Below are 13,799 nucleotides of genomic sequence, written 5' to 3'. Positions count from 1 at the left end.
TAGGTGGGCATCCATTTCAGCATTCAAACCCCGGGTAATTGAGGCTTGTAACATGCCCCGAACTAGGTCGTTGGCATCCGTGGTGGACGTGCCTAGCTCATCAATCAGTTTCGCGATTTCTGGGTTAGCAAGCAGCTTCTTTTCAATCGCATCAATCTTGGCCTTATCAGCCGGATCTCGTCTCGCCATAGTAGTCATTCTGGTTCATCTCCTTATGCGGGTTAGGTTCCCACACACAAACCATTAGACACTCTCCGCCAAAGGATCCCTGGGCGAATTGGGAAACAATGCCGGTTTTACCAGAGAGGTTTGGCAATTTTTCCTTCACATCAGCGAAACGCTTCTGATCCTCTTCAATGGCTTTCTTAGCTTCGGACTCCTTATTGAATATCTTGCCCAAAGCTTCTAGTTGTGCTTCCCAGCCAATGCCCTCCCCGGTATCGGAGATTCCGCCGAGAGTCGGTGCGATGGCTGACAATTCTTTGTAATTATCCTCAGATATTGTCCAATAGTCACCAACGATGAAGTCGGGTTCGATTGCCGCGATTTGTTCTTGTGGCAGAGTTTTGAAATCTGCCTGATCGATCACCTTGACACCATCGAGCTTCCCCTCGCGCCAAGGCGAGTTCTTATCCTTTGCATTCTGCACGACGGCTGCTGGTTTAATTCCAAGTTCCAGCAGGTTATCAACTGCAGGCCCCACGGCAACCACGTTTTGTGGATTGACCGGATACGTATCTGTACCCCGTGCATGCTCAATGGTCACGTCTTCTGCAACTTCGGAAGTTGCCGCTTCATCGGTTGAATCGTTCGACGAGCATCCTGACAGAACCAATCCGGCACAGATAGTGGCCGCGATAAATGACCGTGCTCCCCTTTTTAATGACATCCCTATTCCTTAAAGTCGATTTCCTGAAGTTGCCTTTTCAACGCCTTCCATTGGATTTCCCACAGACCCGCAAGCAACTTTTAGGTTAGGTTAGCTTTACCTTTACCACATTGCAATAGTGTGCCGATACATATTTGTGGAATATGTCATTAACTGGCCCCACCTGGACCGAAAATCGCCCCGAGAGGATTACACCCCTCCCTCGATTGCAATCGAGAGGCGAAAGCCTCCATCTACCCCCCTCCCCACCCCAGGACAAGTTAGTATCAAATTTACCCACCTGGATTAGGGTTGACTAACCTAATCTGAAAAGCATATATTTGTGCCACACCTAACACTTCGTAGATTGTCGATGACGCTGAACCGCGCAAATTCAGTCGCTAGCTCAGCGTAAGCCACAAGTGGGAACAGGAGTTTTCTTTGAGGAGATGGAAAGACTTCAACCGCAAGCCAAACACCTCAAACGACTGATTTCTCATTCTTATGGGCCTGACTCTTGGTTGAGCCTATCCAGCCCTAAAGAACACAGGTCTTACCGCACAGAACAGGAACTTCTCGACTGACCGCCATGAGTACTCATTCCAGTTTCAGCACTAACGGCACCCAAGTGCCTCGAAGCCGCACCTATTCGCGACGCGTTGCTGGACTCATACTATGTCTGGCACTGCTCGTCCTCGGAATTTTCTTGAGCATCGCTGTCGGAGCTAGAAGTATTCCACTGACCGACGTCATATCTGCCCTCAGAGAAGTTCCATCGCACCGTGAAACTGCTCTAAACTTTGAACAGCAAGTACTCTTCGAGCTCCGTGTGCCGAGGACGTTGATCGCAATCGTAGTGGGTGCTTCTCTCGGAGTAGCTGGCGCTTTAATTCAAGGCCACACACGAAACCCGCTCGCAGATCCAGGCATTCTTGGAGTCAATGCTGGCGCCGCCTTAGCCGTAGTTTCCAGCTTCGCGCTCTTTGGCTCAATCAGTATGTTTGCCACCACTGTGGCTGCTTTCTTGGGCGCGATAAGTGCAACCATCATTGTCTTCGGTATGGGACGCATCAATGGAGGTAATGCTAGTCCGCTTACTCTTACGCTGAGTGGCGCAGCCTTATCCGCTGTGTTGAATTCAATCACTACAGGCCTCATTCTTGCAGAAGAAGCCAATCTGGACCGTATGCGTTTTTGGACAGTAGGTTCGGTAGCGGGTCGAGGTCTAGACGTCTTTTGGGGAGTACTACCATTTCTAGTCTTGGGCATCGTCTTAGCCTTCGCTTCAGCCCCATCGTTAAACTTGCTTAGCCTCGGAGACGATGTGGCTCAAAGTCTCGGTGCTCAAACCGATCGGGCTCGTCTCTTTGGCATGGTCCTGATCGCTCTGCTTGCGGGGGCTGCGACGGCCATGGCAGGGCCCATAGGGTTCATCGGCCTGATAGTGCCGCACTTGGTGCGTGCCATCACGGGTCCTGACTATCGGTGGATTTTGCCGTATTCCGCCCTATTGGGCGCCACGCTACTGGTGCTAGCTGATGTCATTGGCCGGATCATCGCACGCCCTGGCGAATTACCAGTAGGAATTGTCGTCGCTTTTATTGGCGCCCCATTATTCTTCATGCTCGTCTTCCAGCGGAAGGGAGTAGCGCTATGAATAGTCACCGCAATTCTGTCCCCGGTCGCCCCGCCTTCCGCATTGGTACAAAACTATTAGAGCTCTCAACTGTTTGGCGCCCGTGGCAGCTATCTACAACTTTCATCCTCGCTATATTGGCCCTACTTCTTGTGCCTTTTTCTATCATGCTGGGAGATTATCCAATCTCTTTCGGTCGAATACTGGAAGTTATTGTAAGCGGCCAAGGCACTCGACTGGAGAAACTAGTCGTCTTCGAATGGCGAATGCCCCGTGCTCTCACTGCGTTTACAGTAGGATGTGCACTTGGTCTCGCTGGGGCTCTAACACAATCGATAACCAGAAACCCGCTCGCCAGTCCTGACATTTTAGGCATGACCGCTGGCGCCTCAGCAATGGCGGTTACGGTTATCGTCTTCGGCTCGGGTAGCGGCTTCATAGGTTGGTTAGCCGGCATCGGCGTCCCACTAGCCGCTTTTATCGGAGCTGTCAGTACAAGCGTCGTCGTGTGGGTTCTTTCCTGGAAAGGAGGCGCAAACCCATTCAGGCTCTTGCTTTCGGGCATAGTCTTGACGTCGCTGTTGTCTGGCTACATCAGCTTCGCTATGATTCGTGCGCAATTGCACGATGCCTCCGTCGCCCAATTTTGGCTGACCGGCTCACTAGATCGAGCTAATTGGACTACTACTTTCCCAGTAGCTATCACAATAATAATGTCTGCACCATTGCTCGGATGGGTTAGTTACCAATTACTTCCCACGGCGCTTGGCCCAGACATGGCACGAGCACTCGGTTCTCGTTTCAATGCGGTGCAATTCTCTGTACTCATACTCGCCGTAGCATTAACTGCCGTTGCGGTCTCCGCAGCAGGCCCCATTGGTTTTGTAGCCTTTGTTGCTCCTCAATTAGCACTTCGTATTTGTCGAACCTCAACACCTCCGCTGCTAGCCTCTACCTTCACTGGAGCGATTCTCTTACTCGGTGCAGACGTCATCATACATGTTCTGCTGGGAATCGAGCTTCCTGTTGGAATCGTTACTTCGATAATTGGGGGCCTGTTTTTACTCTATTTACTCGTTCAGCAAAATCGGAAGGTCCAATCAGCTTAATGTCTGACCCATTAATCACTTCGCGCACAGCAATTACGGCATCAAACCTCACTGTAGGATACGCGCGCAATACTCCGATCCTTGAAAATATTGATGTAGAGCTCCCGAAAGGCAAAGTCACTACGATTGTTGGCCCCAACGGATGCGGAAAATCGACACTCTTACGCAGCCTCGCGAAGCTGTTACCCATAGAAAGTGGCACCGTAATGTTAGGTGAGCGCGATATCACCGAGCTTCGCCGAAAGGATGTGGCCACAAAAGTTAGTGTGCTGCCGCAGGCCCCTATTGCGCCAGAGGGTTTACTTGTATCCGATCTTGTCGCTCGCGGGCGCCATCCACATCAATCGTGGCTGCGCCAATGGTCAGCATCCGATGAGCAGGAGGTTTATTCCGCGCTCGCACAAACCGGCTCGCTGCAATTTGCCGAACGCTTCATTAATGAACTTTCCGGTGGCCAACGCCAACGAGTGTGGATTTCCATGGTTCTAGCTCAAGACACAGGGGTTATGTTCCTTGACGAACCCACAACATACTTAGATTTGGCGACGTCCATCGAAATTCTCGAGCTCATTCATTCGCTACGAACAAGACTGGGGCGCACCATCGTTATGGTTCTACATGACCTCAACTTAGCTATTAGATATAGCGACCATTTGATTGCAATGAATCAAGGAAGAATTCTTGCAACTGGGGCTCCCAAGGAGATTATTTCCCCTCAATTACTTCTCACCGCATTCAACTTAAAAGCCTTGGTTATTGAAGATCCAGTTACAGGAGGCCCGCTCGTTGTCCCCTCCGGCGCCAATACATAGTGACGGCACCGCTCTTTGCATGTCCGAGACCCCCAGTGGGTTAAGGGTGAGAATAAAAAATGACCTTCACCAGTGGAAAGCACGGGTGAAGGTCTAAAAATTGGCGGCAAGAGCAGAATTGTAAACCACTACCCCCAATTAAAGGAGCTTCGAATACTTATACGTGAGCCAAAAGAGTGTTGGCCATGTACTCGGAGCCTGCGTCCGACGGATGAAAGTTCATGTTGTAGTTCGGCGTCGTGGTATCAATCAAGCCAGCAACCCAGCGCTGGGCATCTGGAGCACACGTATCATGGCCGCGAGCGCCATCAATCATGTCAACGTAGGTTGCCCCAATTGAATTAGCGGCCTCGATTTGGTTAGCGCGGTTCCAATTTTCGACATCCCGCACGATTGGGACATAAATACCGCCCGGGTGGTTCGGAATCACATTGACTGCACAGAACGTTGCGTGTTCACGGTCCACCGTGGGCAGCGCGCCCGATACAACGATCTTTGCTCCCGGTGCTGCGCGGTGAATCTTGTCGCCAGCTTCCCGCAAACGGTTCACATAGTTGTCGTGGACGTTTTTCGGGACATCCGGAGAACTCTTCAACACATCGAAGTTAAATGGACCGTAGTCATTCATTCCTACAGCGATGACGACGGTGGAGTCATTGCGGACGTCACCATTGGCAATAGCCCGGTCCAAGCGTTGATTCATGGTGTTGGAAGTCTGAGCGGTGCAGGACCAATCGGCCAGTGGTCGATTCGTCTTTGCGGCAAGCTTCCGCGGCCAGTTATTAGGCGCCTGAAGACACCCCTCGCGCTGGGGATAGTTATCGGTTGCGCCAGGAACCCCACGGAAGGTATTTCGGACTTGGTCAGGGTTGGCGGAGTAGGAGTCACCGAGCGTGACGAGATTACCGGTCGGTGCGGCTGACGCGACACCGGAAAGACCAGTAGCGAGCATGACTGCTCCGCAAGCTGCAGCAATGTATTTGCTCACAAGGCGCATATTTGCGTTTCCTTTCAATCAATATTGAGTTGCTTTTCTAGCCTTCCGATAGATGACTACTCACATTGAAAGTGTCATCAGCATCGATATAAACAATTTATAGATGGTATCCATCGGTGGCTATGATTACCGCTATCACTATAGCGAACTCTCCCAGTGGGTGCAGGGATTTTTACTTTTATCTCAAAGCCCTAGTATTTTCACTCACATTTCTTACGTAACCCCAGAATGAGTATTTTATTTTCAATATAAGCGCAATCTATTACTTCTGGGTCTTGCGGTATCAAACTCGGAAGTTTCCGGTGGGGAAGGTACCCCACTTTGATTCTCATTTTGATTCCCAAATCCAGCCGGGGGATACAAATCTTACGCATCGGTCCCACATACACCTATATCCCGCCGAAAAGGCTGATGCAGTATACGGTGGCTTCCAAGGAATCCGCAGACCCGTCCTCGACCCTCTCAAGGATGCGCTCACCGAAGAACATGAGCCCCAGATATCACTCTAGGGGTTCAATAAGATCGGCACGAATGACAGCAAGTTCTCAGGGCGCCAAGCGTTGCTAGAACTCATCATTTCCAATTTCGCCTGGCAAAAGAGCGTAAGGCAGGGTGACGTCAGCCTTGATGTGGCTTTTATAACTGAAGCGACTATTGAGCCACTTCGTACGCGTCTCGATATTGCTGAGGTTACCCTCGTTTAGTGGACACCCGATTAGTGCGGATCTTGTGTCCGTAAGAGAGGATGTTCATTGTGAGTCAACAACGCCAGAAATACACGCCGGAGTACCGGCGTGAAGCCGCAAACCTAGTAATCGAGTCAGAACGCCCGATTGCTCATGTAGCGAAAGAAATTGGTGTCGCACCTGGCCTTTTAGGTCGGTGGGTGAAAAATGAGCGTCAACGCCGAGGATCCTCTGATGGGCTAAGCGAGGCTGATCTTCGTGCTGAGAACGCTCGTCTGCGTCGTGAGCTGGCAGAAGCCAAGATGGATAACGAGTTTTTGTCAAAAGCGACAGCCTTCTTCGCCGCAAAGCAACGCGATCAGAAAAGTTCGAATTAATGCAGCAGGAGAAGGCGAATTTCAGTATCAAGCGCATGGCACGCCTTTTGAAGGTATCTCGGTCTGGATACTACAAATGGGCCCATATGCAGCAGCAACGCTTATCCGGTAAGGATGATCGTGCAGCATTTTACGATGATGTTGATCGCAAGATTCATCAGATCTGGAAAGACTCCAACGAGGTCTACGGTGCCCCGCGAATCACCGCAGAACTAGGTGAGCGCTACCAGATTGTTCTTAACCGCAAGACTGTGGCTAAGCGGATGCGCCTGATGGGAATTGAAGGAATTTCACCGCGTGCCTTCGTCCCAGCGACAACGATTCAATCTAAACGTAAGTCGAGTCTTCCTGACCTGGTAAAGCGCATGTTTGATACCGGCGAGCTCAATCGAGTATGGATGTCAGACATTACCTACCTGCGAACCGGCGAGGGTTGGTTGTACTTATGCGCAGTTCGCGATGGTCATTCCCGCAGGGTGCTGGGCTGGGCTATGGATAGCGTGCAAGATACATTCCTGGTCGAACGAGCACTGCGGATGGCACATACACTGCGTGGTGACGTTCCTGACGGGCTGGTGTTTCACGCCGACCGGGGAACACAATTTACCAGCGAGCAGCTCTGGGAGGTGTGCCGCAACCTAGGTGTTGCTCAGTCTGTGGGGCGTACTGGGGTGTGTTTCGATAATGCGATGGCTGAGTCGTTCTGGTCGACGCTTAAGACCGAGTTCTACGACCGGAAGCGCTGGCCAACCCGCGATGCTGCGCGTCAGGCCGTTGCCTACTGGATTGAAGCCGTCTACAACCGTCGGCGCCGGCACTCCGCACTCGGGATGGTCAGCCCCGTCGATTTCGAGAACCACACCAGCCTAACCACCAGCAGAAAAGAAATAGCTGCCTAACCACTAGGTAGCTCCACTACGTGTCCACGATTTGCGGGCAACCCCATTGCCGCCTCCACGTGCATTTCTTACATCAATATGGAAGTAGACCAGCCTTCTACAACAACGCTATCCCAACCGCATACTCACACTCCATAGGAATCAGAAAAGGACCCATGAAATGACAAAAAGTGCCCAGCCGACGACACGCCAACCAGACACACATTTTACTACTTAACCCTCAATCTAGACGGCTACCCATAATTGGCCTTACAACGGTTCTATATCTCTAGGCTATGCGAAGTTTCCATAGCCAGAAATGGTACTCACCCATAAGAACGCTGATACGACAAAAACCGTGGCGAATGTGAAGGCAAAACCACGCCATGATCGGTCGCTAAGCCGATCCTTTTTCAACATGTAGACAGACATGGCTAATACACCCAAAACCACCAATGAAGGTAAAGGTAGCCCATAGAAAACGAAGGGGATTGGAAGCCATGTGGACAGTAGCACTCCGCCATAAAGAGTTGCGACGCCCAAGACTATTCCAAAAAGTATTCCCGGAATGATCGTCCCTTCCTTCACAACAAATTCCTTACCAATCAGTTTATTTTGATCAGACCACCGTTTCTAGCCTGCTCAGGGCCTGACCCCCGGAAAGTAGACACGTCGGGGGTTAGCTATGCTGCTTGGGTCAGTGTAGCCGATGTGAGTGCTTCGAAGTCGTCGGGGGCTAGAAGGTTGCACCAGGAGTGCCGTCTGCGCGTGTTGTAGCGCATACACCACCGGAAGACTTCTTGGCGGCAGACAATGGGATTGTCAAAGACTTTCCGATCACGCAAAACTTCACGCTTTAAGGCGGCATTAAAGGATTCTGCCAGGGCATTATCGGCACTTGTACCCACTGCTCCCATGGACTGGCGCACACCAAGATGGGCACAGTGGTCCCTAAATGCCTGTGAGGTGTACACACTGCCGTGATCAGAATGGAAAATTGCCCCTGTAAGGCTTCCGCGGACTTTCCTGGCATGGGACAAAGCTTCGATAACCAGCGATACCCGCATGTGATCGGCCAGAGCATGGCCAACGAGTCTGCGCGAGTAGACGTCGATGACCGTAGCTAGGTACATATTCTTGCCGCCCTTACACGGCAGGTACGTAATGTCGCCTACGTACACGTGGTTCGGCCTGTCAGCGCTGAATTTACGGCCTACTAAATCTGGCATGACGCGGTGGCCAGGCTTGCGCCTGGTGGTGATACACCGACGCCGCTTAGTAAAGCCTTTCAGCCCCATGGATTTCATGATGCGTGCGACCTTCTTGTGATTGATCGGAGGAAAGCCCGTATCGTCGTTGAGGCTTGCAGCGATGCGTTTAGCACCATAAAGCCCGTGCTCATCATCAAAAATGGTCTTAATTCTTGCACCAATAAGAGCATCGGAACACGTCTTTAACCTGCGATTTTCGCGGGTGTTGAGCCATTTGTAGAATGAGGATCGATTGAGCTTTAACACGTGGCACATCCGTGTGAGCCGAGTACTCGGTTCGGTGGTCATAGACAAACTGGAAGCGGATTACCAGCGTGTCTCTTCGGCAAAATATTTCGCGGCCTTGCGCAGGATATCGCGTTCTTCGCGCAGCTTAGAGACTTCTTTTTCTAGCTGGCGGATCCGTTCGGAATCAGTCGTCGCCTGGGCCTTGTCACGCAGGGTCTTCGTGCGGGCGCGTTTGCCGGTGCCGTACTGCTTGATCCAGGAATAAAGTGAGGAACGATTGACTCCAAGCTCTGCTGAAGCCGCGTGAAGTGAGAGGTCCTCATTGTTTTCGTAGAGGGCCACAGCATCACGTTTGAACTGTTCGGAGTACCTAGGCATGGTGGTAGATTACCTTTCTTCCCAACCCAACCGGGCTGGATATCAGGTGTCTACCAAACAGGGGTCAGGTCCTTCTAAACTTCAGGTGTAACTGGCTCCTGTAGGTGACTGATGATGGTGGCAGCAACTACGAGCGCTGCGGCACCGAAGACTCCACCGGCGACCGCGACGGCTGTGTGGAAGCCTGTGAGGAACGCTCCACTGGCGACCATTCCGCCGAGGACTGCGACGCCGACGACGCTGCCGGTCTGGCGGGCGGCATTGATGACTCCTCCTGCGATGCCGACATGTTCCGGCGGGGCCGAGGCCACTGCGGCCGAGGTCGCGGCCGGCATCGCGAAGGCCATCCCGAATCCAGCCGTGAAGGTCAACACCGCGACCACCACGTAAGGAGTTTCTGCGGTGAGCAGCACGAGGCTGCTGAAGCCGATCGTGCCGACTACCAGGCCGGTGAGCATGGTGGGGAACGCGCCCCACCGGGCGACGGCACGGCCGCCCAGCGGTGACGCGACCACGGCGCTGCACGCCTGTGGTGCCAGCGCGAGGCCTGCCAGCCACGGCTCGTATCCCAGGTACTGCTGGAAGAAGAGGGAGAGCACGAAGAGTTGTCCGAAGAAGCTGATGTTGAGCGCGAGCCCTACCATTGCGGCCACGGAGAACCGGGCACGAGTGAACAAGGCCATCGGCAGCATCGGGTCCGGGTGTCGTCGCTCTGCGATGATGAACAGGGCGAGGAAGACGCCCCCGGCGATCAACACGGCTACCTGCCAGGGTGACCATCCGTGTTCGCCTGCGGTGATGACTGCATAGGTTACTGCCACCAGCGTGAGCACGGAGAGCACCTGTCCGGGTAGGTCCACCCGTCTCGCGCGACTGCCCGTGAGCGCGGGAATTGCCCACAAGGTGAGCAGACAGCCGATAGCGACGATGGGGAGGTTGACCCAGAACACCGCCCGCCACCCGATCGTCGACACCAGCGCTCCGCCCAGGACCGGTCCGATCGCGGCGGCAACACCTCCTGCGCCGCCCCACAGCCCGATGGCGCGTGCTCGTTCCTTCGGATCGTCGTACACAGCCGACAGCAATGCCAGAGAGCCCGGCACGATCGCTGCCGCGCCCACGCCCTGGACGGCGCGACCAGCGACGAGGAACCCGCCTGTGGGAGCGAGGGCGCACACGGCCGAGAGCACAGCAAAGACCACCAGGCCAGCGAGGTAGACCCTGCGAGCCCCGAGACGGTCGCATGCGGCCCCAGCTGTGAGAAGGAGCGCGGCGAACACGAGGGTGTAAGCGTCGACGACCCACTGCAGTGAGCTCACCGTCGTGTCGAGGTCAGTGCCGATCTCGGCGAGGGCGACATTGACGATGGTCGTATCGAGCATGACGATGAAGAAACCGAGGAGGGTCGCGACCAGTGCCGTGCGCCGATGCGCGGTCATACGCGAGACTCCAGCGAAGCCTCGGCGGGCGGGTGGCCGAAGTAGGTGCGCTTGCTCAGGTCTTGATCCCAGGTCCGGTAGGACCGGTCCAGCAGTGTCGGCAGCACCAGATCGAACAGGCGCCAGGACGCGGCGAAGTGCATGTCCCGGATCTCCCTGGCCGTCTCTCCCCCGGTGAGCGCGAGGAGTTGCTGGGCGACGACTTCGGCCTTGTTGCGGCCGATCGTGTCTCGCCCGGCGCCGTACTGGCGTTGCACGTTAGTCAGGTCGAAGTGGTCGGGATCGGCCAGTTTCAGGTTGAGTGCGCCCATGCGCACCAGGCGGGCGGCTGCGGCACCGCCGATGCCCCCGGTGCCGACGATGCCGATCACGGCATCGCGCAACCGTGCTTGGCGTTCACGCTGTTCCTCGGTGGTGTCGCCGAGCCAACCCAGGTTGCGGTCAACGCGTTCCCAGTAGAAGTCCTCATCGTAGTGCTCGCGTAGCCGTTGGCGGTCCCCGTTCATCGCGATCGCTCCCTTCGTCTCCTGATGCAATGAATCTGGTGAGTTCAGACTACGCCTGCGATTGTTCGGTCGTCACCGAACAGTTCCGGGTGCATACTGGAGGCATGGTTGCGCGCGTGTTTCCTGAAGCGGTCCCGGATATCTCGACAGTCGCGTCGGCTCTGGCTGACTCGTCGCGGGCGGCCATGTGTGCTGCGCTCATGGACGGGCGGGCCTGGACGGTTGGTGAACTGGGCAGGTACGCGGGCCTGGCCCGGTCGACGGCGAGCGAGCATGTTGACGTGCTCGTCACCCACGGTCTCGTCCACGACATTCGGCAGGGCCGGCACCGCTACATTCGCCTGGCCGGGGAAGACATCGCACGAGTGGTCGAGAGCCTTGGCGTGGTCGCCCGCTCGCCCCTGCCCACTCCTCACAGCCTCAGCGCGTCACGGGCGAATGCGAACCTACGTGAAGGCCGCACCTGTTATCAGCACCTCGCCGGTAAGCTCGGGGTGCGCCTGGCTGAACAACTAGAAGAGCACGAGTTCATCGACTCGCACTGTCAGGTCACTAATCAAGGTCATCGCTTGTTCATACAGTGGGGTGTGCCCCTGAAGATGCTCGACACGGGCAGGTCGTGCATGGACTCCACCGAACGCCGCTTCCACCTCGCCGGCCCTCTCGGCACGGGAATCTGCAAGACTCTGCTGGATAAGGAATGGCTTTCCCGCAGGGGTCGTACCCGGGCCGTGCGTCTCACTCCCGCCGGGCGGGCAGCGCTCAACGACGCGGGGATCTCCCTCAATTGCCCGACAGCCGTCCCTGAGGGCTTCAGTCGTTCTTCGGCACCGACGTGACCTTTCGGACGATCGAAAGCCGGTCGGAACAGGATGAGAGGTGCTGTTGCAAAGTTGGGGCAGTAAGAAGAGCGACGTGAAATAATCACAGCCATGAGTATCTTCTCCGGTCGTCATTTCCCCCGTGACATCATTCTGTGGGCAGTGCGGTGGTACTGCCGCTACGGGGTGAGCTACCGCGCTGTGGAGGAAATGATGACTTCAGCGGGGCGTGCCGGTCGATCACACCACGATCTACCGCTGGGTCCAGAAATACGCGCCTGAGCTGGACAAGCAAACACGGTGGTACCGGCAGGTACCTGACTGGCAGGCCAGTTCCTGGCGGGTGGATGAGACCTATATCCGCGTCGGCGGCAGATGATGCTACCTCTATCGGGCGATCACCGCCGGTGGCCAGACCCTGGAGTTTTACCTCTCTTCGAAGCAGAACGTGGCTGCAGCGAAGCGTTTCCTGGCCAAGGCCTTCAAATCCAATGCGTCAGCCGGGTACACCTTACTTGTATCACCTGCGGCTAGCCGTGAGCGTTTTTAGGAGTATTAATTTTTTGGCGCTTTAGAACGACGGTTATAGCCACTATCAAAAAAAATAACTGCTGTAACACAGCGAGTAAAGGTACTTGGATGCCAAACTGCTGCGCCAAAGGAGAGGAGGCTAAGCAGAATCCCGTAGGCGTAGGAAGTTACGACCTCGTGTTTTACGGTGCAATATATCAGCCCTAATCCCCCCAAGGACGGAAGGTGCCGCCCATATAACGAAGTTCTCTGGAGAAAGAGCCGAACTCTCTTCATGAAACTTCGACAACAGGACGGATCCGCTTAAGATTAGCGCAAGCGAAAGGATACTGGGCCAAGTAATGTTCTGTCTTGTCAAGATTCCCTCTTTTGTTAACAGTAGTCTGCGTATACTGGCGGATAATCCGCATGTACACCAATTTTCAAGCCTTGCCCTGATACTGCAGCCTTAGCTGCTCGTCCTCCTATCTCAATTAGAGAAACTGATAAGGCAATGCGCCGGCGCATTGCCTGACGCAAGCGACCTGCTATCTGGGCACCAGTGTTCACACCCTCTGACCATGACCTATAGTCGCTGGTGCACCTAGTTTCATGGAACAAAGAGCAGGTCGATGAGTAGATTGAAATATACTGGGACGACATAGCTGAGCTGCGTAACGAATTTTCTGAACTAAAAGAGGAAAATAGTCTTCTAAAGAAAAAGGTAGATTAGTCGAGTTAGTATTAGCTTTGTTTGTGACTTCATTCGGGATGTGATATGTGTCTTCTATAGTGAATAGAAGGTTTCGTATATCTTTTGGTCCTTGGAAGGCGTGATGATATCTGCGCTGCGCCTGGGAGGTTGACTATGAATTATAACCTTGAAACCTTAATTGTTGCCATACCGATGATGATAGCAATGGTTGCAATGATAAATGATATGCGGATTGAGTTTGATAACAGTACTCCAATGGCCGCCGGGCCGACGACTTGTCCTAGGCTATACCAAGTCGTTAGACGTGCAGCTCCTCCGTTTATTCTATAAGCGACTCCCGTTGAAATAGTAAGCATCGTAATTCCCATGAAAGTAGCACCAAAAAGAATGGCAGCAACCATCAGTAAAACAGTCGAATTGCCAAAAGTGGCGGCAATTGCTCCAGCTACTTGGAGTGTATAGCAGCCAAGTAAGAGCGTGTCAAGTTGTTTGTGTGTGGGGCTAGGTTTATAGGTATTTGTCGAAGCGGGCGGGAAAGGCTACGGCCATTTGGTTGATGGCTTGTTTC

The 13,799-nt window shown here is 54.0% G+C and carries 9 protein-coding genes and 4 pseudogenes; 6 read left to right on the top strand and 7 right to left on the bottom strand.

Going from position 1 to position 13,799, the window contains the following annotated elements; translation table 11 throughout:
- Together HMPREF1257_RS11440 and HMPREF1257_RS11435 are read right to left on the bottom strand one after the other, a co-directional pair.
- A pseudogene (locus HMPREF1257_RS11440) lies at positions 1-198 on the bottom strand (IS256 family transposase); the annotation flags it as partial.
- On the bottom strand, positions 167-889 hold the full coding sequence (locus HMPREF1257_RS11435) for an ABC transporter substrate-binding protein (RefSeq protein ID WP_023025757.1): 723 nt from the start codon (positions 887-889) through the stop codon (positions 167-169). The pseudogene HMPREF1257_RS11440 and the gene HMPREF1257_RS11435, both read right to left, overlap by 32 nt.
- 568 nt (positions 890-1,457) lie before the next feature.
- Here HMPREF1257_RS11435 and HMPREF1257_RS11430 point away from each other — a divergent pair.
- From HMPREF1257_RS11430 to HMPREF1257_RS11420, 3 genes are read left to right on the top strand one after another with little or no spacing between them, the layout of a single operon-like run.
- A complete protein-coding gene (locus HMPREF1257_RS11430; protein WP_023025755.1) occupies positions 1,458-2,525 on the top strand; it encodes an iron ABC transporter permease in 1,068 nt (355 codons plus the stop codon).
- The gene (locus tag HMPREF1257_RS11425) at positions 2,522-3,613 is read left to right on the top strand and encodes an iron chelate uptake ABC transporter family permease subunit (RefSeq protein WP_023025753.1); all 1,092 of its coding nucleotides are present in this window, start codon (positions 2,522-2,524) and stop codon (positions 3,611-3,613) included. Before HMPREF1257_RS11430 ends, HMPREF1257_RS11425 begins: the two co-directional genes overlap by 4 nt.
- The gene (locus tag HMPREF1257_RS11420) at positions 3,613-4,425 is read left to right on the top strand and encodes an ABC transporter ATP-binding protein (RefSeq protein WP_023025750.1); all 813 of its coding nucleotides are present in this window, start codon (positions 3,613-3,615) and stop codon (positions 4,423-4,425) included. The genes HMPREF1257_RS11425 and HMPREF1257_RS11420 overlap by 1 nt, the downstream gene beginning before the upstream one ends.
- 157 nt (positions 4,426-4,582) lie before the next feature.
- Here the strand turns inward: HMPREF1257_RS11420 and HMPREF1257_RS11415 are convergent, their stop codons facing one another.
- Entirely contained in the window at positions 4,583-5,422 is an 840-nt protein-coding gene (locus HMPREF1257_RS11415) for a GDSL-type esterase/lipase family protein (protein WP_023025748.1), read from the bottom strand.
- 745 nt (positions 5,423-6,167) lie between these two features.
- Here HMPREF1257_RS11415 and HMPREF1257_RS11405 point away from each other — a divergent pair.
- Positions 6,168-7,384, top strand: a protein-coding gene (locus HMPREF1257_RS11405; protein WP_156904624.1) for an IS3 family transposase whose coding sequence is annotated in 2 segments (ribosomal slippage) — positions 6,168-6,429 and positions 6,429-7,384 — 1,218 coding nt in all. Because the reading frame shifts where the segments join, the coding sequence is not laid out codon by codon here.
- 662 nt (positions 7,385-8,046) lie between these two features.
- Here the strand turns inward: HMPREF1257_RS11405 and HMPREF1257_RS11395 are convergent.
- From HMPREF1257_RS11395 to HMPREF1257_RS11375, 3 genes and pseudogenes are all read right to left on the bottom strand, one after another.
- Positions 8,047-9,240 (bottom strand): annotated as a pseudogene (locus HMPREF1257_RS11395) (IS3 family transposase).
- 74 nt (positions 9,241-9,314) lie between these two features.
- Positions 9,315-10,679, bottom strand: coding sequence for an MFS transporter (locus HMPREF1257_RS11385; protein ID WP_023027935.1), 1,365 nt, complete (start codon positions 10,677-10,679; stop codon positions 9,315-9,317).
- A complete protein-coding gene (locus HMPREF1257_RS11375) occupies positions 10,676-11,185 on the bottom strand; it encodes a ThiF family adenylyltransferase (RefSeq protein ID WP_023025736.1) in 510 nt (169 codons plus the stop codon). Before HMPREF1257_RS11375 ends, HMPREF1257_RS11385 begins: the two co-directional genes overlap by 4 nt.
- Before the next feature lie 29 nt (positions 11,186-11,214).
- On the opposite strand from HMPREF1257_RS11375, the gene HMPREF1257_RS11370 reads away from it, so the two are divergent.
- Complete coding sequence (locus tag HMPREF1257_RS11370) at positions 11,215-12,024, top strand: helix-turn-helix transcriptional regulator (protein ID WP_023025734.1); 810 nt, start codon at positions 11,215-11,217, stop codon at positions 12,022-12,024.
- 93 nt (positions 12,025-12,117) lie between these two features.
- Positions 12,118-12,511 (top strand): annotated as a pseudogene (locus HMPREF1257_RS12115) (IS6 family transposase); the annotation flags it as partial.
- A gap of 878 nt (positions 12,512-13,389) precedes the next feature.
- Here the strand turns inward: HMPREF1257_RS12115 and HMPREF1257_RS12110 are convergent.
- Positions 13,390-13,713, bottom strand: a pseudogene (locus HMPREF1257_RS12110) (YbfB/YjiJ family MFS transporter); the annotation flags it as partial.
- Between the last annotated feature and the right edge of the window lie 86 nt (positions 13,714-13,799).

The sequence above is a fragment of the Corynebacterium sp. KPL1814 genome (assembly GCF_000478175.1).
Lineage (GTDB): Bacteria > Actinomycetota > Actinomycetes > Mycobacteriales > Mycobacteriaceae > Corynebacterium.
Note: the sequence above shows the minus strand (reverse complement) of the source record. Positions and strands in the feature narration are given on the sequence as shown.